General features: G+C 69.1%; 25 protein-coding genes. 16 read left to right on the top strand and 9 right to left on the bottom strand.

The genetic code is table 11. The features are described from left to right. Position 1: 1 nt before the first annotated feature. Positions 2-550, bottom strand: a complete 549-nt coding sequence (locus ASF80_RS05375; RefSeq protein WP_056308637.1) for a helix-turn-helix domain-containing protein — start codon at positions 548-550, stop codon at positions 2-4. Between the two features lie 93 nt (positions 551-643). On the opposite strand from ASF80_RS05375, the gene ASF80_RS05370 reads away from it, so the two are divergent. From ASF80_RS05370 to ASF80_RS05340, 7 genes are all read left to right on the top strand, one after another. Further along, positions 644-1354 carry an AzlC family ABC transporter permease gene (locus ASF80_RS05370; protein WP_056311802.1) on the top strand — a complete coding sequence of 237 codons (711 nt, stop codon included), beginning with the start codon at positions 644-646 and terminating at the stop codon, positions 1352-1354. Beyond that, entirely contained in the window at positions 1351-1665 is a 315-nt protein-coding gene (locus ASF80_RS05365) for an AzlD domain-containing protein (RefSeq protein ID WP_056308635.1), read from the top strand. Before ASF80_RS05370 ends, ASF80_RS05365 begins: the two co-directional genes overlap by 4 nt. A gap of 53 nt (positions 1666-1718) precedes the next feature. Continuing rightward, positions 1719-2195, top strand: a complete 477-nt coding sequence (locus ASF80_RS05360; RefSeq protein WP_235559889.1) for a histidinol dehydrogenase — start codon at positions 1719-1721, stop codon at positions 2193-2195. 9 nt (positions 2196-2204) lie between these two features. Then, positions 2205-2525 carry a ferredoxin gene (fdxA, locus tag ASF80_RS05355; protein ID WP_042542002.1) on the top strand — a complete coding sequence of 107 codons (321 nt, stop codon included), beginning with the start codon at positions 2205-2207 and terminating at the stop codon, positions 2523-2525. Between the two features lie 3 nt (positions 2526-2528). Further along, a complete protein-coding gene (dapC, locus tag ASF80_RS05350; protein ID WP_056308633.1) occupies positions 2529-3641 on the top strand; it encodes a succinyldiaminopimelate transaminase in 1113 nt (370 codons plus the stop codon). Positions 3642-3785: 144 nt separating this feature from the next. Next, positions 3786-5105: a citrate synthase gene (locus ASF80_RS05345; RefSeq protein WP_120493400.1), complete on the top strand. Its 1320-nt coding sequence runs from the start codon at positions 3786-3788 to the stop codon at positions 5103-5105. Positions 5106-5116: 11 nt separating this feature from the next. Next, complete coding sequence (locus ASF80_RS05340) at positions 5117-5587, top strand: SRPBCC family protein (RefSeq protein ID WP_056308631.1); 471 nt, start codon at positions 5117-5119, stop codon at positions 5585-5587. Between the two features lie 85 nt (positions 5588-5672). Here ASF80_RS05340 and ASF80_RS05335 read toward each other — a convergent pair whose 3' ends face one another. Beyond that, positions 5673-7076 carry a DEAD/DEAH box helicase gene (locus tag ASF80_RS05335; RefSeq protein ID WP_056308629.1) on the bottom strand — a complete coding sequence of 468 codons (1404 nt, stop codon included), beginning with the start codon at positions 7074-7076 and terminating at the stop codon, positions 5673-5675. 226 nt (positions 7077-7302) lie between these two features. After that, positions 7303-8256, bottom strand: a complete 954-nt coding sequence (gene dapD / locus ASF80_RS05330; protein ID WP_056308627.1) for a 2,3,4,5-tetrahydropyridine-2,6-dicarboxylate N-succinyltransferase — start codon at positions 8254-8256, stop codon at positions 7303-7305. Positions 8257-8321: 65 nt separating this feature from the next. On the opposite strand from dapD, the gene dapE reads away from it, so the two are divergent. The 3 genes from dapE to ASF80_RS18685 all read left to right on the top strand — a co-directional run bounded on the left by dapE (position 8322) and on the right by ASF80_RS18685 (position 10864). Then, the gene (gene dapE, locus ASF80_RS05325; RefSeq protein WP_056308625.1) at positions 8322-9395 is read left to right on the top strand and encodes a succinyl-diaminopimelate desuccinylase; all 1074 of its coding nucleotides are present in this window, start codon (positions 8322-8324) and stop codon (positions 9393-9395) included. After that, positions 9377-10594: a hypothetical protein gene (locus ASF80_RS05320; protein WP_056308623.1), complete on the top strand. Its 1218-nt coding sequence runs from the start codon at positions 9377-9379 to the stop codon at positions 10592-10594. Before dapE ends, ASF80_RS05320 begins: the two co-directional genes overlap by 19 nt. 96 nt (positions 10595-10690) lie before the next feature. Beyond that, positions 10691-10864, top strand: coding sequence for a DUF3117 domain-containing protein (locus ASF80_RS18685; protein WP_017203323.1), 174 nt, complete (start codon positions 10691-10693; stop codon positions 10862-10864). Between the two features lie 88 nt (positions 10865-10952). Here the strand turns inward: ASF80_RS18685 and ASF80_RS05315 are convergent, their stop codons facing one another. Then, a complete protein-coding gene (locus ASF80_RS05315) occupies positions 10953-11588 on the bottom strand; it encodes an O-methyltransferase (RefSeq protein ID WP_056308621.1) in 636 nt (211 codons plus the stop codon). 89 nt (positions 11589-11677) lie between these two features. Between ASF80_RS05315 and ASF80_RS05310 the strand changes: the two genes are divergently transcribed. After that, positions 11678-12064: a twin-arginine translocase TatA/TatE family subunit gene (locus ASF80_RS05310; protein ID WP_056308620.1), complete on the top strand. Its 387-nt coding sequence runs from the start codon at positions 11678-11680 to the stop codon at positions 12062-12064. 26 nt (positions 12065-12090) lie between these two features. Here ASF80_RS05310 and ASF80_RS05305 read toward each other — a convergent pair whose 3' ends face one another. The 4 genes from ASF80_RS05305 to ASF80_RS05290 are packed head-to-tail and all read right to left on the bottom strand — an operon-like array spanning position 12091 to position 15493. Beyond that, positions 12091-12564: a hypothetical protein gene (locus ASF80_RS05305; protein WP_056308618.1), complete on the bottom strand. Its 474-nt coding sequence runs from the start codon at positions 12562-12564 to the stop codon at positions 12091-12093. 9 nt (positions 12565-12573) lie between these two features. Then, entirely contained in the window at positions 12574-13692 is a 1119-nt protein-coding gene (locus tag ASF80_RS05300; RefSeq protein ID WP_056308617.1) for an Mrp/NBP35 family ATP-binding protein, read from the bottom strand. Beyond that, on the bottom strand, positions 13689-14228 hold the full coding sequence (locus tag ASF80_RS05295; RefSeq protein ID WP_056308613.1) for a DUF1003 domain-containing protein: 540 nt from the start codon (positions 14226-14228) through the stop codon (positions 13689-13691). Before ASF80_RS05295 ends, ASF80_RS05300 begins: the two co-directional genes overlap by 4 nt. Then, complete coding sequence (locus ASF80_RS05290) at positions 14228-15493, bottom strand: magnesium transporter MgtE N-terminal domain-containing protein (RefSeq protein WP_056308611.1); 1266 nt, start codon at positions 15491-15493, stop codon at positions 14228-14230. The genes ASF80_RS05295 and ASF80_RS05290 overlap by 1 nt, the downstream gene beginning before the upstream one ends. Positions 15494-15605: 112 nt before the next feature. On the opposite strand from ASF80_RS05290, the gene ASF80_RS05285 reads away from it, so the two are divergent. The 5 genes from ASF80_RS05285 to ASF80_RS05265 are packed head-to-tail and all read left to right on the top strand — an operon-like array spanning position 15606 to position 18884. Further along, positions 15606-16358, top strand: coding sequence for a general stress protein (locus tag ASF80_RS05285; protein ID WP_056308609.1), 753 nt, complete (start codon positions 15606-15608; stop codon positions 16356-16358). Next, positions 16358-17074, top strand: a complete 717-nt coding sequence (locus ASF80_RS19500) for a DUF4870 domain-containing protein (RefSeq protein ID WP_056308607.1) — start codon at positions 16358-16360, stop codon at positions 17072-17074. Before ASF80_RS05285 ends, ASF80_RS19500 begins: the two co-directional genes overlap by 1 nt. After that, a complete protein-coding gene (locus ASF80_RS05275) occupies positions 17074-17724 on the top strand; it encodes an alpha/beta family hydrolase (protein WP_056308605.1) in 651 nt (216 codons plus the stop codon). Before ASF80_RS19500 ends, ASF80_RS05275 begins: the two co-directional genes overlap by 1 nt. A 12-nt stretch (positions 17725-17736) precedes the next feature. Next, complete coding sequence (locus ASF80_RS05270) at positions 17737-18474, top strand: metallophosphoesterase family protein (protein ID WP_056308603.1); 738 nt, start codon at positions 17737-17739, stop codon at positions 18472-18474. Next, positions 18471-18884, top strand: a complete 414-nt coding sequence (locus tag ASF80_RS05265) for a VOC family protein (protein WP_056308600.1) — start codon at positions 18471-18473, stop codon at positions 18882-18884. The genes ASF80_RS05270 and ASF80_RS05265 overlap by 4 nt, the downstream gene beginning before the upstream one ends. Here the strand turns inward: ASF80_RS05265 and ASF80_RS05260 are convergent. Then, on the bottom strand, positions 18870-19763 hold the full coding sequence (locus ASF80_RS05260) for a phosphotransferase (protein ID WP_056308598.1): 894 nt from the start codon (positions 19761-19763) through the stop codon (positions 18870-18872). The two genes, ASF80_RS05265 and ASF80_RS05260, sit on opposite strands and share 15 nt — an antisense overlap. Positions 19764-19766: the final 3 nt, after the last annotated feature.

Genomic DNA, 19766 nt, shown 5'->3' with positions numbered 1-19766 from the left:
CTCAGCGCAGCTCCGAGATGAGCACGGCACTGGTTCCGGGCGCCGTGGCCTCGAACACGTGGGGGGCGTCACCGGCATAGGAGAGGTAGTCGCCAGGGTTCAGCAGCACGGGCTCGCCCGCCGGTCCGATCTGCGCCTGTCCGGAGATGAGGATCACGTGCTCCGTCGTCCCGGCATGATGCGGGTCCGAGCGTCGCGGATCTCCGGGCTCCGCCTGGATCAGGTAGACGTCCCGACGTGCCCCGGGAGGGCTGGCGGAGAGCAGCGTCGCGCTGTAGGCCGCTGCGGAGGAAGGGACGCCCGCGAGATCGTCTGCGCGGATCAGGGTGGGGGCGTTGGTCTGCTGATCGACGAGGACGGCGAACGGCACGCCCAGCGCGACGCCCAGCGCCCAGAGGGTCTCGACGCTGGGGTTGCCCGATCCTGACTCGAGCTGCGAGACCGTTGCCTTCGATATCCCCGCGCGACGGGCGAGCTCGGAGACCGACAGCCCGGCGACCTCTCGTTCTCGGCGCAGGGTACGGGCGATGCGGGTGCGGAGATCCTCCATGTGTTCATCATGTCAAACGATCGTTCGCTTGACTATCCATCGATCGATGTTCAGAATGATGATCGTGTGTTCACTGAATCGAACGAATCTCTCGTGAGCGCCGAGCGCGAGGTCTGGCGTGAGGCGCTCGGCGTCGTGCTCGCCACCAGCGCCTACGGCATCTCGTTCGGCGCGCTGGCCGTGGCATCCGGTCTCGACGTCTGGCAGTCCTGCGTGCTCAGCCTGCTGATGTTCACCGGCGGGTCGCAGTTCGCTTTCGTCGGTGTCTTCGCCGCCGGGGGAGTCGCCGCACTCCCGTCGGCCATCGCTTCGGCCGCGCTGCTCGGCGTGCGCAACGTCGCCTACGGCATGCGGATGTCGCCGATCGTCGGCACGACTCCGGCGCGGAGGGTGGCCGCGGCTCACTTCACGATCGACGAGTCGACCGCGGTCGCGATCGCGCAGAGCGACCCGCGGCTCCGCCAGGTGGGCTTCTGGGTCACGGGCGTCGGCATCTTCGTCGGATGGAACGCCACGACCCTCATCGGCGCGTTGGTCGGCGACGTGCTCGGTGATCCGAAGACCTGGGGACTGGATGCCGCGGCTGCTGCGGCCTTCCTCGCTCTGCTCTGGCCACGGCTCAGGCAGCGTCAGGCGATCGCCGTCGGCATCGCGGCAGCGGTCGTGGCGGCGGCACTCACGCCGTTCATCATGCCGGGGCTCCCGGTGCTGATCGCCGCGGTCGTGGCGATCGTCGTCGGATGGTTCAACTGGCTCGGTCGGGACGCCCCGGTCGGACCTGACGATCCGGAGGCGGGCAGATGAGCGTCTGGAGCGCCATCCTGCTGGCCGCGGTTATCTGCCTCGCGCTCAAAGCTGTCGGATACCTCGTGCCGCCGAAGGTGCTGGAAGCCCCTCGTCCCGCACGCATCTCGGATCTCCTCACCGTCGCGCTGCTCGCCGCGCTCGTGGCGGTGCAGACCCTGGGGGCGGGGCAGGCCGTCGTCGTGGATGCGCGGGTGCCCGCGCTGCTCGTCGCGGCAGGGCTGCTGTGGCTGCGGCAGTCATTCCTGGTCGTGGTGTTCGCTGCGGCCGCGGTGGCCGCTCTGCTGCGTCTGCTCGGTCTCGCAGCCTGACGCCGGGCCGCGGCATGATCCGGGCGCAGGGCGACCGCGCGTAGGATCGTCTCGTGCGTATCGGATGGATCTCCCGGGTGCTCTCCTGGATAGCGGCGGCCCTCGTCGGCGGCGTGTTCGGCGTCGCCGGCACGATCGGCCACAGTCTGATGTGGGGACCGATCCCCGTGGGTCTCATCGTCGGTGCCATCGCCTGCGGCGCGATCCTCGTGGCGATCCGGGCGCTCACCCACGATCGGGGTGCGACTCTCGCCGCCGGTCTCGGGATGCTGGGGATGCTCGTCCTCATCTCCGGCGTCGGCCCCGGCGGATCCGTCGTGGTCGAAGACACGCTCAGCGGTCGCATCTGGATCTATCTGGTCGCCGGTCTCGTACTGCTCGCTGTCGCGTGGCCGTCGTTCTCTCGGCTGCCTGTCCGCACGGATGCCGTGGCGGAGCCCGCCGCACCGCAGGCCGGACCGCGCGGCGACGACGCGAGTTCGCCCACTCGAGGACCCGCGCTGGGCGATCGGACAGGTCGCGAGTCGTAGACTGAGAGGGTGACGTATGTGATCGCCCTTCCGTGCGTCGATGTCAAGGATCGCGCCTGCATCGACGAGTGCCCCGTTGACTGTATCTACGAGGGCGAACGCTCGCTGTACATCCACCCCGACGAGTGCGTCGACTGCGGCGCCTGCGAGCCGGTCTGCCCCGTCGAGGCGATCTACTACGAAGACGATCTGCCCGACGAGTGGCAGGACTACTACAAGGCCAACGTCGAGTTCTTCGACGAGGTCGGCTCGCCCGGTGGTGCGGCGAAGGTCGGCGTCATCGCGCACGACCACCCCATCATCGCCGCTCTCCCTCCCCAGGGCGAGTAGTCCGTGAGCGTCCGCGACCTCGCAGACTACCCCTGGGATGCCGTCGTCCCGTACCGTGAGCGCGCAGCCCTGCATCCCCAGGGCATCGTCGATCTCTCCGTCGGATCGCCCGTCGATCCGACGCCCGAGCTGATCCGTCGGGCGCTGTCCGACGCGACCGACGCGCACGCCTACCCGCAGACCGTCGGAACTCCGGCTCTCCGCGAGGCGATCGTCGACTGGTACGCGCGGCGTAGGGGAGTGCCCGACCTCACCGTGGCCAACGTCCTTCCGACGATCGGCTCGAAGGAGCTCGTCGCGCTGCTGCCGACCCTCCTGGGTCTCGGTGAGGGCGACATCGTGGTGCACCCGCGCATCGCCTACCCGACCTACGAGGTCGGCGCCCGCGTCGTCGGTGCCACACCTCTGGCCGCCGATGACCCCGCCGAATGGCCCGAGGGTGCGAAGCTGATCTGGATCAACACCCCGGGAAACCCCGACGGACGCACGTGGACGGTCGACGAGCTCTCGGCAGCGGTGCGCCGCGCGCGTGAGATCGGCGCGGTTCTCGCCAGCGACGAGTGCTACGCGGAGCTCGGCTGGGACGGTCGCTGGGCGAGCGAGTCCATTCCATCGATCCTCGATCCCCGCGTGACGGACGGCAGCAGGGCGAACCTGCTCAGCGTGTACTCGCTGAGCAAGCAGTCCAACCTCGCCGGCTACCGAGCAGCGTTCGTCGCCGGATGCGCGCGCATCGTCGGCGAGCTGCTCACGGCACGCAAGCATCTCGGTCTGATGCCGCCCGAGCCCGTGCAGCATGCGATGGCCGTCGCCCTCGGCGACGACGAGCATGTCGCGGCGCAGAAGGAGCTGTACCGGCACCGGCGTGACACCCTGCGCCCCGCGCTCGAGGCTGCGGGGTTCCGCATCGACGGCTCCGAGGCCGGGCTGTACCTGTGGGCCACCGAAGGGCAGGATGCGTGGGTCAGCATCGCCCGGCTCGCCGATCTCGGCATCCTCGCGGGCCCCGGCCCCTTCTACGGGCCGCACTCCACGCAGCACGTGCGTCTCGCTCTGACGGCCCCGTCCGAGCGGATCGCCGAGGGTGCTCGGCGCCTGCACGCCCAGGCTCTGTAGGTTCCCTCCCTACCATTGCCTTTCTTTTGTCCGATGTCACAGTAGGCCGGTGTGCCTACTAGGCTGTAAAGGCGATTCGGTCATGTATCGATGATCTCGATCCGACCTGGTGCACAGCGCCGTGACATCGCCACATCCGACTTGATGAAGATCCATGAGGAGGCCCGCGTGAGCGCAGCGGCAGAGCAGCAGGCGACGGCGAAGCTGACGATCGGCGAGACCACTGCGGAGTTCCCGCTCGTGCGCGGCACGGCAGGAACCGACAGCATCGACTTCTCGACGCTGACCCGCCAGACCGGGTACACGGGACTCGACTACGGGTTCGTCAACACGGCGTCGACGAAGTCCGCGATCACGTTCATCGACGGTGACAAGGGGATCCTGCGTTACCGCGGGTACCCGATCGAGCAGCTCGCGGGCTCGACCAGCTACCTCGAGGTCGCCTGGCTCCTGATCTACGGCGAGCTGCCCTCGGCTGCCGAGCTCGCAGAGTTCGACGAGAAGATCCGTCGGCACACGCTGCTGCACGAAGACCTCAAGCGCTTCTTCTCGGCTCTCCCGCACACGGCGCACCCGATGTCGGTACTGTCGTCGGCTGTCGCCGCCCTGTCGACCTACTACGAGGGCCAGACCGACCCGCACAACCCCGAGCACGTCGAGCTCAACATGATCCGCATGCTCGCCAAGCTGCCGGTCATCGCGGCGTACGCGCACAAGAAGAGCGTCGGCCAGGCGTTCCTCTACCCCGACAACTCCCTCGGGTTCGTGGAGAACTTCCTCAAGCTCAACTTCGGCGTGCACTCCGAGGAATACCAGGTCAACCCGGTCATGTCGAAGGCGCTCGAGCTCCTGCTGATCCTGCATGAGGACCACGAGCAGAACGCCTCGACGTCGACCGTGCGCCTCGTCGGATCGACCGGCGCGAACCAGTTCGCCTCGGTCTCCGCGGGCATCCAGGCGCTCTCCGGCCCCCTGCACGGCGGGGCGAACGAGGCCGTCCTCACCATGCTCGGTCAGATCCGCGACTCCGGTCAGAGCGTGTCGCGTTTCGTCGAGCGGGTGAAGAACAAGGAAGAGGGCGTGAAGCTGATGGGCTTCGGGCACCGGGTCTACAAGAACTACGACCCCCGTGCCAAGCTCGTCAAGGAAGCCGCGGGCGAAGTCCTCGCAGAGCTCGGTGTCACCGACCCGCTTCTCGACCTCGCTCAGGAGCTCGAGGAGCTCGCCCTCGCCGACGACTACTTCAAGGAGCGTCGTCTGTACCCGAACGTCGACTTCTACACCGGCGTGATCTACAAGGCGATGGGCTTCCCGACGCGCATGTTCACCGTGCTGTTCGCGATCGGCCGCCTGCCCGGCTGGCTCGCGCAGTGGCGCGAGCTGCAGCTCGACCCGCAGACCAAGATCGGCCGTCCGCAGCAGCTCTACACGGGGTCCCCCGAGCGCACGTTCCAGACTCGCTGATCCGAGGCGCGATGCCCGTCGTCACCGCTGAGGCCGTCGTTCCGGTTGATCCGGCGACGGCCTTCGCGGTGTCCCAGACGACCGGAGCCGTGCGCAGGCGCTGGGATCCGTTCATCAGCGAGCAGCACTTCCTCGACGGTGCCGATGTCGCGGCGAAGGACGTGCGCACCTTTACACGCCAGCGCTTCGGCTTCTCGATGGTGAGCCGCTACGTGTCCTACGCCCCACCGCGCAACGTCGGAATGGTCATGGAGACCGGGCCATGGTTCTTCACCAAGCTCGGCGGCGGCTGGCGATTCACCGAGGTTCCCGAGGGAACGCTCGCGGTGTGGAAGTACAACTTCTCGTGCCGCCCGGCGTGGATCGCTCCGATCGCGGAGTGGATCGGCGTGCGAGTTCTCGGGTTCGAGATCCGGCGACGCCTCGCCGGCTTCGTCCGAGGGTGCTCTGACCCGCAGGTGCTGGCCGCCGTTCGGGGGTGACGAGACGAGGTCACGCCTCANGGCACGAAAAGGCGGGTGCACCGATGCCTCAGCATCGGTGCACCCGCCTCGTCATGTCTGAGGGTCAGCGGCCCTGTGAGCCGCGACCGCGGCCGCCCTGGCCACCGGAGCGGGACTGGCCGCCGCCCTGACGGGATCCAGCCGCTGCACCCTGTCCGCCCTGACCGCCCGAGCGGGGGCGACGGCTGCGACGCGACGGCGGGTTGGCGGCCGAGTTGCGCTCGCCACCGGCCGGGCGCTGCTTCGACGACTGGCGCTGCTGCTGCTGCTGCGCCTGAACCGGAGCCGGACGAACGTGCGGCGCACGCTCAGGCACGAGCTCGGTGATGGCGCCGGACGTGACCGGCTCCAGAGCGGCGGTGATCGACGCCTTGCGCAGAAGGTCCTTCACATCGCGACGCTGCTCGGGCAGCACGACCGTGACGACCGTCCCGGCGGCTCCCGCACGAGCGGTGCGACCGGAGCGGTGCAGGTACGCCTTGTGCTCCATGGGCGGGTCGACGTGGACGACGAGGTCGACATTGTCGACGTGCACGCCACGGGCGGCGACGTCGGTCGCGACGAGAACGCGAACTCCGCCGTCTTCGGGGTCGGACGAGAACGCGCCGAGGTTGCGCTCACGCGCGTTCTGCGACAGGTTGCCGTGCAGGTCGACGGCCGGGATGCCGGCGGCGGTGAGCTGCTTCGCGAGCTTCTTGGCCTGGTGCTTGGTGCGGGTGAAGAGGATGCGGCGCCCGGTGCCCGAGGCGAGGTCGCGCACGAGCGTGGTCTTGTTGTCGGTCGAATCGACCACGAGTACGCGGTGCGTCATCTCGCCGACCGGAACGCTCTCTTCATCGACCTCGTGGCTCACGGCGTTCGAGAGGAACCGACGCGCGAGCGTGTCGATGCCCCGGTCGAGGGTCGCGCTGAACAGCAGGCGCTGACCACCGGCAGGGGTTGCGGTGAGGATGCGGGTGACGCCGGGCAGGAAGCCGAGGTCGGCCATGTGATCGGCCTCGTCGAGGACGGTGACCTCGACGGCGTCGAGCTGCACGACCCGCTGCTTCATCAGGTCTTCCAGGCGGCCGGGGCACGCGACGACGATGTCGACGCCGTTGCGCATCGCCTGCTCCTGCGGGCGCTGGCTCACGCCGCCGAAGACGGTGGTGACGCGCAGGCCCTTGGCCTCGGCGAGGGGAGCGATGGTCGCGGCGATCTGGGTCGCGAGCTCACGGGTCGGAGCGAGGACGAGTCCTCGGGGGTGTCCGGGGCGGCTCTTGCGCGAAGAGGCCGCGAGGCGGGAGACGAGGGGAAGCGCGAATGCGATCGTCTTTCCGCTGCCGGTGCGGCCACGGCCGAGGAGGTCGCGGCCCGCGAGAGAGTCGGGAAGCGTGTCGCGCTGAATCGCGAACGCCTCGGTCTTGCCGTCTTTCGAGAGGACGGCGGCGAGGTCGGCGGGCACGCCGAGATCGAGGAAGGAAGTCATGAAGTATCTCCGAGAATGCACGCACGAACCATCGGGCCGGGTGCGGGAAGGTGGGCGACGGCGCGGGATCGCGCATCGTTTCGCCGTTCGAAATGGCCAGAACCAGGCAAGTGGCGCGGGAGCGTGTCGACGACGCAGACGTCTCGCATAGCGAGGAGCGTCGCCTCGACACTATCACGCGTCAGGAGGAGAAGCCTGGGACGTCGCCCGCCCCAGCGAGTCGGGGTCAGGCGTGCAGAGCGTCGTTGAGGGTCACGCCGACGCCGGCGCGCTTGACCGCCTCGACCGCTCCGCTGAGCGAGTTGCGACGGAACAGCAGACCGTCCTGCCCCGAGAGCTCAGCGGCCTTGACCGTCTTCCTGCCGCCGTCGGCCGTGGCGGGGCCGTCGACGAGCACGACCTTGGTGCCCGCCGTGACGTAGAGACCGGCCTCCACCACGCAGTCGTCGCCGAGCGAGATGCCGATGCCGGCGTTCGCCCCGAGCAGCGTGCGAGAACCGATCGACACACGGTGTGCACCGCCACCGGACAGGGTGCCCATGATCGACGAGCCTCCGCCGATGTCACTGCCGTCGCCCACCACGACGCCCTGCGAGATGCGGCCCTCGACCATCGATGATCCGAGCGTGCCGGCGTTGAAGTTCACGAAGCCCTCGTGCATGACGGTGGTACCGGGGGAGAGATGGGCGCCGAGACGAACGCGCGAGGCGTCGGCGATCCGGACACCGGTGGGCTGTACGTAGTCGCTGAGGCGCGGGAACTTGTCGAGTCCCTGCACCTGGATGCCGGCGCGCTGCAGCAGCGGACGGAGTCTGGCCGCGTCATCGGGGTGCACGGGGCCGGCATTCGTCCACGCCACGTTCGGCAGATGGGCGAAGATGCCGTCGAGGTTGAGCTGGTTCGGACGCACCGCCAGGTGCGACAGCGCGTGCAGGCGCAGGTATGCGTCGACGGTCGATGCCGGTGCGGCATCGAGGTCGATCTGCAGCTGGACGGTCTCCACCGTGACGTTGCGGCGCTCGTCGGGTCCGGCCAGAGCCTCGAGGGTGACGAGCGCGGCCGCGGCGTCCGCTGCCGACGGAGTGTCGGTGTGCACCTCGGGGAACCAGGCATCGAGAACGGTCCCGTTGCCGGAGATCGTCGAAAGTCCAGTACCCCACACGGTGCGCGCCTCAGTCATGTCTCCACGCTATCGCGAGGAGATATGCGCGATCGCACAGATGTCGGGGTAAGTAGGCTGGGGGCATGGTGCTCGATCTGACAGCGTCCTCCGTCGACCTGACCCGCGCGATCTGCGACATCCCGAGTGTCTCGGGTGACGAGAAGACCCTGGCGGATGCCATCGAGGAGGCGATCTCGGCCTTCGAACACCTCGAGGTGATCCGCCACGGCAACACGATCGTCGCCCGCACGAACCTGGGGCGCACACAGCGGGTCGCGATCGCCGGTCACATCGACACGGTGCCGATCAACGACAACGTGCCGACGAAGGACATCGAGGTCGACGGCGTCGCCTACCTCTGGGGCCGCGGAACCGTCGACATGAAGAGCGGCACCGCCGTGCAGCTCAAGCTCGCCGCCGAGCTCACCGAGCCCTCGGTCGACATCACCTGGATGTGGTACGACAACGAGGAGGTCGAGGCGTCGAAGAACGGCCTGGCGCTTCTCGCCGTGGTGCGCCCCGATCTCTTCCAGGCCGACTTCGCGATCCTCGGTGAGCCCTCCAACGGCGAGGTCGAGGGCGGATGCAACGGCACGATGCGCGCGATCGTGCGCACCACCGGGGTTCGCGCCCACGCGGCGCGCGCCTGGATCGGCGAGAACGCGATCCATCGCGCCGCCCCGATCCTCGCTCGTCTCGCCGAGTACCGCGCCCGGGAGATCCCGGTCGACGGACTGCTCTACCGAGAGAGCATGAGCGCTGTGCGCATCGCCGGTGGAGTCGCGGGGAATGTCATCCCCGACGCGTGCGAGGTCGAGGTCAACTACCGGTTCGCGCCGAGCAAGTCCGCCGCCGACGCCGAGGCTCATATCCGCAACCTGCTCGCCGGTTTCGACGTCGAGATCACGGATGCCGCAGAAGGCGCCCGCCCGGGGCTCGACGCACCCATCGCGCAGGAGTTCGTGACCGCCGTCGGCGCCGAGCCCCGCCCGAAGTACGGCTGGACCGACGTGGCGCGCTTCTCGGCCCTCGGCATCCCCGCCGTCAACTACGGCCCCGGCGACCCCCACCTCGCACACCACGACGAGGAGCGGGTGCCCCTCGCGCAGATCGACGCGGTCGAGCGAGGACTGCGCACGTGGCTCAGCTCGCGCTGACGCTCACACGTCGTTGGGCGAGTGCTCCGCTCCCGCTGCGGATCGCGCTCGTCTATCTGGCCGCCCGGGCGGTGACCACCGCGCTGATGATCGCGGCGGCGCTGCAGTCCACGTCGCTGTCGCGATTCGGCGCGGATCCCGGCCTCGTCGACTTCATCGTCGCCTGGGACGCGCAGTGGTACTGGCTCGTGGCGGAAGAGGGATACCCGTCGGAGCTGCCGCTCACCGAGTCCGGCGACGTCGCCGAGAACGCCTGGGCGTTCATGCCCGTGTTCGCGTTCGCGGCCAAGGGCATCGGCTTCCTGTTCGGGTCGTGGGGGATGGGCGCCTTCCTGCTGTCCTTCGTCGCCGGGTACTTCGCGTGCGTCGCGCTGCACCGCCTGTTGCGCGACCGCATCGGGCAGCAGGCCGCGATGTGGGCGGTCGTGTTCTTCGCGTCGGGGCCGATCGCCGCGATGTTCCAGGTCGGCTACGCCGAGACGCTCTTCCTCCTCCTGCTCTTCCTCGCACTCGACGCCACGGTGCGTCGCCGATACACGTGGTTGTACCTGCTGATCCCGATCATGGCGTTCACACGTCCGGGGATCCTTGCCTTCGCGCTCTACCTGGGCTTGCACGGCATCCTCCGCTGGTGGCACCGGCGCGAGGACCCGCTTGCGACCCGAGAGGTCATGCACATCGTCGCCCTCGGCGCTCTGGCCACGGTGGCCGGATTCTCGTGGCAGGTGATCGCCGGGATCGTCACCGGAGACCCGGGGGCCTACCTCGCGACCGAGCTCTCCTGGCGTCGGAACTGGCTCGTCGGCGGGGTGGAGGGGTTCATCCCCTTCGAGGGATGGATCCAGGCATCCCAGTTCTGGTTCGGCCAGTGGGGGCTTCCGACATCGTGGGGGCCGGTCGTGCTCGCGCTCCTGGTGGTGGCGGCCGGCGCCGCACTGATCTACCTTCCGCAGGTGCGCGCACTCGGCCCGGATCTGCGTCTGTGGAGCGCGAGCTACCTGCTCTACCTGCTCGCGGTCTTCTTCCCGCAGTCCAGTACGTTCCGGCTGCTGCTTCCTCTGAGCCCTGCCTGGGGAGCACTCGCGGTGCCGCGGTCGCGCCTCTGGCGAGTGGGAGTTCTGGCCGCCTGTCTGGTGGGCCAGTGGCTGTGGATCTACCACGTCTACGCCCTCGGGAACACCTTCTGGCAGGTGCCCTGAATGTTAAGGCTTGATGCATTTCTTCATAGGGGACATCCAGGTTCGGGTAACACCCGATAAACTGGTCGCATACCACCGGAGGAAAAGGAGCCCACGATGGCAGCGATGAAGCCGAGGACCGGAGACGGACCCATGGAGGCCGTGAAAGAAGGGCGACTCATCATCGTGCGCGTCCCGCTCGAAGGAGGCGGCCGTCTGGTCGTCTCCGTGAACGACGCAGAGGCGAAGGAACTTCACGACGTGCTGGCAGCCGTCGTGGCACCCGCCTGATCGAACTCGAATTCGCGCACGCGGATTCACGAAGAGGGCGACGGATCGATGATCCGTCGCCCTCTTTCTGTCGTGGTGATCCGATCGCTCAGGACTCTCCGACGCTGATCAGCTGCAGCAGGCCCTCGCCGGTCGTCGACACGGTGGCGAGAACCGCAGACGACTCCTGGGTCTCCTGGATGAGCGATCGGTAGGCAGAGGTGACTTCGTCCCGCTGCACGGGGTCGGCGACGCGGCCTCCACCGAGCACGCGGGGGACCAGGACCATACCGCCGGTGCGCACCAGCCTCAGCCCGTGCTCGACGTAGTCGATGACGTTCTCGGGGTCTGCGTCGACGAGCACGATGTCGTACGACGCCTCGTTCATGCGCGGCAGCACGTCGGCGGCGCGCCCGGTGATGAATCGCGCCTTCGTCGCCGGGATGCGCGCATCCGCGAACGCCTGACGAGCGGCGGCCAGATGCTCCGGCTCGTTGTCGATCGATGTCAGGACGGCCTGCGGTGCGCCGCGCAGCAGCCAGAGCCCTGAGACGCCCGCTCCGGTGCCGATCTCGACGATCGACCGAGCGCCTGTCGCGGCGGCCAGCACGGAGATCTGCGAGCCGATGGCCGCGCTGATCGGCGACGCGCCGAGCTCGACGGCGTGCGCGCGGGCGCGGGCGATCGGCGACGGCTCCACGATGGATTCGCGGATGAAACGTGCGTTCGCATCGTTCTCGCTCATTGCCTGATTCTCCCGACTGAGATGTGTGTTCTCCCAGGGTATGTGCTCGGTGCGCGGCGCACGGGCAGGCGCGGCGGTAGCCTGGACAGATGCAGTTCGGGATCACCTTCGAAAAGCTGCTGCTTATCGGTCTGATCGCTGTGCTGCTCATCGGACCGGAGCGGCTGCCGCGCTACGCCGAGAGCGTCGCCAAGCTCGCTCGGCGTGCCGGCGAGTTCCTGCGGGACACCAAATCGCGCGTCCGAGACGAGATGGGCCCCGAGATCGACGACGTCGACTGGCGCAAGCTCGACCCCCGGCAGTACGACCCGCGGCGGATCATCCGGGATGCACTCTTCGAGGACGACCCCGCACCGGGCCAGGCCCGGGCGGAGACAGTCGTCGCGGAGCCCGCAGTGAAGCCTGTGCACACGCCCAGGGTGCGACCGGAGTTCTCGCACTCGAGCCCTCCGCCGTACGACCCGGAATCCACCTGAACCGGCCCCTGACCTGCGAGCTGCGGTCAGCCGATCCGCGCGCGCAGCTGCGCGATGTCGGCGTCACTCACCAGCGCCCGCGGGATCGCGGTGATCGCCGATGCGCCACGCAGCTTGAGCAGCACGGCATCCGTGCCTGCGCGCACGCTCTGGAACGTGCGGTACTCGATGTCGGACGAGCGGCTGCCTGAGCCGATGTGCAGAGCGCTCTCGCCGAGCCGCACCCAGACCACGGTGCCCGGCGGAGTGGCGGCTCGCACAGCGCGTCGAGCTCCGACGATCGTCATCACGACGGCGTAGACCATGAGGGCGATGCTCGCGACGGGAAGCAGCCCCGAGAGCCCGGCGCTCCCTCCGGCTGCGCTCAGGTTCAGGATGCTCAGCGCGAGCGCTGCGGCGAGGGCTATCCACATGACGATCGCCGCAGGGCGGGTGAGGGCGTAGACCGCGGCGTCACGGGCCATGCCTTTCAGCAGCCGCTCATCGACGGTGAGTGCCATCTGTCGCACCTATCCGAGGGTCATCGGGAGCGAGCGGCCTGCGAGTCCGCGTCCCTGGCCTGCGAGGGTGCGGGCGAGGTCGCGGATCGCCGTCGCTGCGACATCCGTGCTGTCGCTGAGGACGATCGGGACGCCGATGTCCCCTCCCGTGCGCAGGGCGGGGCTGAGCGGGATCGAGGCGAGCAGCGGAACGGGTTCCGTCTCGGACAGGGCCTCGGCGACGGCCGCACCTCCGCCGGAGCCGAACAGGTCGATCACTGTGCCGTCCGGCAGCGTGAAAGCGCCCATGTTCTCGACGACGCCGATGACCCGCTGACCGGTCTGGCGGGCGACGAGTCCGCTGCGGATCGCCACATCGGATGCGGCGGCCTGCGGCGTCGTGACGACCAGGACCTCGGCGTGCGGAAGCAGCTGGCCGAGAGAGATGGCGATGTCACCGGTGCCGGGGGGCATGTCGATCAGCAGGATGTCGAGGTCGCCGAAGAAGACATCCGTCAGGAACTGCTGCACCGTGCGGTGCAGCATCGGTCCGCGCCACGCGACGACGGCCTCGCCGTCGCGGAGGAACATGCCGATCGAGATGGTCTTCACCCCGTGTGCCACGGGCGGAAGCATGAGGTCGTCGATGCGGGTCGGCTGAGTCCCGGTCGGGATGCCGAGCAGGCCAGGGATCGAGAACCCGTGCACGTCGGCGTCCACGAGGCCGACGGCCAGCCCCTGATCGGCGAGGGCGGCCGCGAGGTTCGCGGTCACAGTGGACTTTCCCACTCCGCCCTTGCCGCTGGAGACGAGGATCACGCGCGTGAGCGAATCCGGGCCGAACGGCATCTGACGAGCAGGGCGTCCGTCACGGAGCTTCTCGGTGAGCGCTTTGCGCTCCGCGGGCGTCATCACGCCGACCTCGACGTCGACCTCGGTGACACCGGGCACGGATGCCGCGGCGGCGCGCACGTCGGATTCAATGCGTGCCGCTGCGGGGCATCCGACGATCGTGAGCACGATGGAGACGCGCGCGCGACCGTCGTCGACCGCGATCTCCCGCACCATGTCGAGGTCGCCGATCGGTCTGCGGAGCTCAGGGTCGCTGACGGCTGCGACCGCCGCGCGGACGGACTCGGCGGAACTCATGATGCGGATCGCCCGCCGGACCGTCGCTCGGGGGCGGGAGGCTCGTCGTTGTCGCCGAGCTCTGCCAGCAGGGCTTTGAGCTCCTGGCGGAGGACGTCGCGGGTCACGACCTGGTTGTTGCGCTCCTCGAGCGACATGCGCAGGGCGACGATCTCGCGGGCGAGGTACTCGGTATCGGCGAGGTTGCGCTCGGCGCGCTGACGATCCTGCTCGATCTGCACGCGGTCGCGGTCGTCCTGCCGGTTCTGCGCGAGCAGGATCAGGGGAGCGGCGTAGGACGCCTGCAGCGAGAGCATCAAGGTGAGCGCCGTGAATCCGAGCGCCGCGTCATCGAAGCGCAGGTGATCGGGCAGCAGCGTGTTCCAGCAGATCCAGAGCACGCAGAACAGCGTGAGGATCAGTAGGAATGCAGGGGTGCCCATGGCGCGGGCGACCCATTCGGTGAAGCGCCCGAAGCGGTCGCGCGACGTCGACCGCTGGCGAGAGGTGCCACGGCCCAGAGGAGCGTCGAGCTGGGGCGAGCGGGAGCGGGCCATCAGCGCACCTCCTTCGGGACCGTCGGCTCGTCGCTGTCGTGCGTGCGCCAGTCATCGGGGAGCAGGTAGTCGAGGACGTCGTCGATGCTGATCGCGCCGACCAGTCGGTGCGCGGTGTCGATCACCGGCAGCGAGACCAGGTCGTAGCTCGCCAGCATCCTGGCGACCTCGGCGGCGGACGCCGTGACGTGCACCGGCTCGAGGCTGTCGTCCATGATGGCGCCGAGTCGCTCATGGGGCGGGTAGCGCAGCATCCGCTGGAAGTGCACCATGCCGAGAAGACGGCCCGTCGGCGTCTCGAAGGGCGGCAGCGTCACGAAGACCGCCGCGGCGAGGGCCGGGTGCAGCTCGTGCCTGCGGATGAGTGCCAGCGCCTCGGCCACCGTGGCATCGGCGGAGAGGATGATCGGCTCGGGGGTCATGAGGCCACCGGCCGTGTCAGGGCCGTAACGCAGCAGCATCCTGACGTCTTCGGCCTCTTCCGGCTCCATCAGCTCGAGCAGCTGTTCGAGCCGGTTGGGCGGAAGCTGGGCGAGGAGGTCGGCCGCGTCGTCGGGTTCCATCTGGTCGAGGATGTCGGCGGCACGCTCGTCGCCGAGTCGATCGAGGATGTGCACCTGCTCGTCTTCGGGCATCTCCTCGAGGGCGTCGGCGAGACGGTCGTCGGACAGCTCCTCGGCGACCTCGATCATGCGCTGCTGCGGCAGGTCGAGCAGGGTGTTCGCCAGGTCGGCGGCGTGCAGCTCGGAATAGGACGCCACGAGCTGCTCGGCGGACTGCGCCTCGCCGGGCGAGTGCTGCTCCGCGACCTCGCTCCACGCGGCGAACGTGGTCGGGCCCTTGGCGAACGGCGACGCGCTGGTCTTCGGCCGGCGGAGGAAGAGCTGGCTGACGGCCCACTCGCCGAGGCGGTTGGGCTCGATCGCCACATCTTCGATCACGGCGGTGCCGCTCCCGTCGACCAGGCTCACCCGGCGGCCGAGCAGCTCTGCCAGGACGCGCACCTCACCGGCGCGCGGCGAGAACCGTCGCACGTTGATCAGCCCGGTGCTGATGACCTGGCCTGCACGGATCGATGTGACCCGTCCGATCGAGAGGAAGACGTGTCGGCGCCCGGGGATCTCGACCACGAGGCCGATGACGCGCGGGGCCGCCGTACTTCGGTACACGATGACGACATCACGGACTTTGCCGAGCCGGTCGCCCACGGGGTCGAAGACGGCGCAACCTGCAAGGCGCGCGGCGAATACCCGTTGTGTGCTCACCCATCCAGCGTAGTGCGCGGGGCCTGTGCGGGTACTGCCGGGAGCGATGCGCCGGGGCCTCGGTGTGACACACTCCAGGCCCCGTCACCGGTGGGCATGGAACAATGGCGGGATGAGCATGCTGAACCGTCCAGCTGACAGCCGCGATGAAGGCGAGATCGTCGCCTCCACCCGTGATTACGAAGGCGCGCAGAAGACGGTGTCGAAACTGATCGCCGAAGACGTGCCGGCCCGCGACATCGCGATCATCGGACAGAGCGTCCGGACGGTCGAGCGCATCACCGGTCGCCTCGGGTATGCCGCCGCCGCCCGATCCGGAGCCGTCAACGGCGTGCTCATCGGACTCTTCCTCTCGGCGATCCTCGTGATCGGCAACCCCGAGGTGCCGATCCAGCTCTTCGTCGGCTTCGTCTTCATAGGTGTGGCCCTCGGAATGCTGCTGAGCCTCGTCACCTACGCCATCGTGCGTCGCCGTCGCGACTTCGCGAGCGTGACGCAGTTCGCCGCCGACCACTACGAGGTCAGGGTGCAGGCTGCCTCGCTGGCGAAGGCGCGTCTGGCGCTGGGAGCGGCGAAGCCCACCCCCGTCCGCGCGCCGGTGAACCTGGATGAACCGCCGCGGTACGGCGAGCGCATCACTCCCGGGGGGCACACTGCACCGACTCCTCCCGCCACCCCCGTCGAGCCGACTCCCGGCCCCGATCAGGTCCCGGGCTCGGAGCCGACACCGCCCCTCGGCGGTGGCCAGACCCCGCCCGCCGAACCGGCGATCCCGCCGCGTCCGGCGGACCCGGCCACACCGCCCGCAGAGGCTCCGGACCCCGGCGCGGCCGGCATCCCGCCGAAGTCGGCGGAGCCCGCCTGATGTCGGACACGAACCGCGAGACACACGCTCCCACGGATCGCGCGGCATCGGAGCAGTCGCCGGCACCGTCGCCGTACGAGTCCGTTCCGCCTGCGCCGCCGGTTCCTCCGGCGACGCCGACAGCAGGCCCGCTGCCTCCCGTGCCGCCCCAGGCGCCGGTCTACGGCGACACCCCGGCGCCTGCGCCCGGGTACGCCCAGCCGCCTGCGCCCGGGTACGCCCAGCCGCAGGCGCCCGCATACGGATACCCGCCGCAGCAGACCGGTCACCCCGCTCCCGGCTATCCCGCAGGAGGCTACCCGGTCGGTGCCTATCCTGCCGCCGTCCCACCCCGTGGCCTGCTCCCGTGGGCGCTGGGCCTCCTGATCCTCATCCCCTTCCCGTTCCTGGGCGGACTCGCGTCCGGGATCGCGATGGCGGTCAGTGGCGGAGCGTCCCGTCGCTTCGGGGGAGTGGCGCGAGAGAATGCGCGCGCGGCACTGAACTGGGGTCTGACCTACCTGCTCGTCTCGACGGTCCTCCTGGTCTCGCACTTCGTTCTGCTGTTCTCCTTGACGGCCGACTCTCCGTCGGGCTTCTACCCGATCGGCATCCCGATCACGATCTACTTCGCGCTCTCGGTGCTGCACCTCGTCCTCGTGATCATCGGCATGGTCCGTGCAGCAGGCGGCAAGGTCATGCGGGTGCCGTTCGCCATCCCGTACCTCCGCGGCTGATGGCCGACATCTCCGTCGAGCTGGCCAATGGAGTGGCAACGGTGTCGGCGGACTGGGCGCCCGGAACGAACGGTGCGACCGTCGTCATCGCGCATGGCGCGGGCACGGGCAAGAACCACCCCTTCCTCACGGGCTTCGCCGACGCGCTCGGGGCGCTCGGATTCTCGACGTTGCGGTTCAACTTCCCTTACGTCGAGCAGGGCCGCAGGATGCCGGGGCCGGCGGCGCATGCGATCGCGACGTGGAACGCGGTGGTGGCCTTCGCCCGCGAGCAGGATCCGGCCGCGACGATCTGGGCCACCGGCAAGTCCTACGGCGGGCGCATGGCCTCCATGGCGGCGTCCGAGGGACTCGCCGTCGACGGCCTCGCCTACCTCGGTTATCCCCTGCACGCCCCGGGCAGACCCGAGAAGCCGCGCGCGGAGCACCTGCCGCCTATCGCCGTTCCTCAGCTCTTCATCGAGGGCACGAACGATCCGTTCATCCAGCCGGTGACGCAGTTCGAAGACGTCGTCGCCACCTGTCAGGACGCGAGGGTCATCTGGATCGAGGGCGGCGGCCACACCTTCGAGGTGAAGGGGCGCAAGCGCCCGGCATCCGATATCGGCGCGTCGCTCGCACCTTTCGTCGCGGAGTTCGCCCGGCCCTGACAGCATGGCAGGGTGAGCCTCGAACGAATCGCCCTGATCTCGGATGTGCACGGCAACCTGACCGCTCTCGAGGCGGTGCTCGCCGACATCGGGCGTCGCGGGATCACCCGCATCGTCAATCTCGGCGATACGGCGGGCAAGGGCCCGCGAGGTGAGGATGCCGTGCAGCGCTGCCGCGCCGTGTGCGAGCTGAACGTCCGCGGCAACTGGGACGACTTCCTCCACACGATCCCCGACGACGGACCGCCCGAGATGCTCTGGTGGCGCGACGAGCTGTCGCCGTCGAGCAGGGACTGGCTGGCGGCGCTTCCGCTGAGCGCCGATCTCATGCTCAGCGGTCGTCGGATCCGGCTGTTCCACGCCTCGGCGCAGAGCCCGCATGTCCGGGTGCACTTCCACCACACACCCGAGCAGTTCTCCGCGATGTTCGAGGCGACCGAGATGACCGGCGACGGCCCTCTCCCTGACGTCGTGGGCTATGCCGACATCCACGACGCCTACATCGAATCGAATGACGGACGCACGCTGTTCAACGTCGGCAGCGTCGGGAACCCGCTCGACACTCCGGTGCCGTCGTACGTGATCCTCGAAGGCGGGGCCTCGTCCGACGACCCCTTCGGCGTGCAGTTCGTGCGAGTGCCGTACGACATCGAGGCCGAGATCGCGGTTGCCGAGTCGCTCGACATGCCCACCGCCGATGTCTGGTCGGTCGAGCTCCGCACCGCCGTATACCGGGGGCGGCAGTCATGAAGGGGCTGCATCACGTCGAGATCTGGGTGCCCGACATCGACGAGGCCGTGAGCAGTTGGGGGTGGCTGCTCACGCGACTGGGCCTCGAACTCACGAGTGAGTGGTCGGACGGCCGCACGTGGGACTCCGGGAGCGCCTATGTGACACTCACGACCTCACCGAACCTCACGTCTGCCGCACATGACCGGCGTCGCGCGGGCCTGAACCACCTGGCCTTCTGGGGCGGGACCCGCGAGGAAGTCGATGCCGTGCTGGCGGACGCGGAGGCGCACGGTTGGCATCCGCTGTACCAGGAGAGGTATCCGCACGCCGGCGGACCGGACCACTATGCGGGATGGGTGGAGAACGCGCAGGGGTTCAAGGTCGAGATCGTCGCGGAGTCACACGCCGAGGCATCACCCGAGGGATGAGAGCTCGGCGTCGTCGAGCAGTCGGCGCATGGTCGACAGCCCGAGGTCGCTCATGGCGGGATTGGAGTCCTCGTAGTACCAGCCGAGCCCCATCGCCTGCTGCAGTGCCCACGCCGCACCCCGCATCCACTCGACGTCTCCCGAGCCCAGCCGGTCTCGGACGACCCGGCGACGAGGGACGTCGAACAGGTGCCAGGCGGCGACGAGATCGAGCGCAGGATCCGCCGCTCCGAAACCGCCTCCGTCGAGGACGCCGACCAGGCGATCCTCCGAGACCAGGAGGTTGAAAGGTGTGAGGTCCCGATGGCTCATGACGTCGGGGCCTGCGGAGGGGAGGGACCGCAGAGCATCCCACAGGGTCCGCACGCGAGCGGCATCGAGCAGGTGCCCGCTCCGCTCGACGCACAGCGCGATCCACTCGTCGTGGTCGGTGAGGACGCCACCGCGACCGTGCCCGTCGAAGACGCGTCCCCGCGCATCCATCGCCCGGAGAGAGGCGATGAGCCCTGCGACATCGAACGCCAGTGACTCGGATGCCTCGTGGCGGTCATGGTGGGCTGTCTCTCCCGGAACCCAGGTCTGTACCGACCAGGCCGACGGATAGGCAGAGGATGCCACGCCGATGCCGACAGGCCGGGGCGCCGCCACCGGGCACACCGCAGCGAACGCCGACATCGCGTCGGCCTCGGCGGTCAGCGCCGCTTCGGCCTCCCCGGTGAGCGGGAATCGCGCGGCGAGATCGTCGCCGATGCGGAAGATCGTGTTCACCGTCCCCACCGTGGGGACGCGCCGCAGCGGCATCAGGGCGAACTCGGGAAACCGCCGGGCGATCAGACGCCCGGCGGTGCCGTCGGTGAGCTCGAGCTCGCCCTCATGCATCCG

Source organism: Microbacterium sp. Leaf159, assembly GCF_001423615.1.
GTDB lineage: Bacteria > Actinomycetota > Actinomycetes > Actinomycetales > Microbacteriaceae > Microbacterium.
The sequence above is the reverse complement of the archived record's forward strand: the minus strand, read 5'-3'. Positions and strand labels throughout refer to the sequence as shown.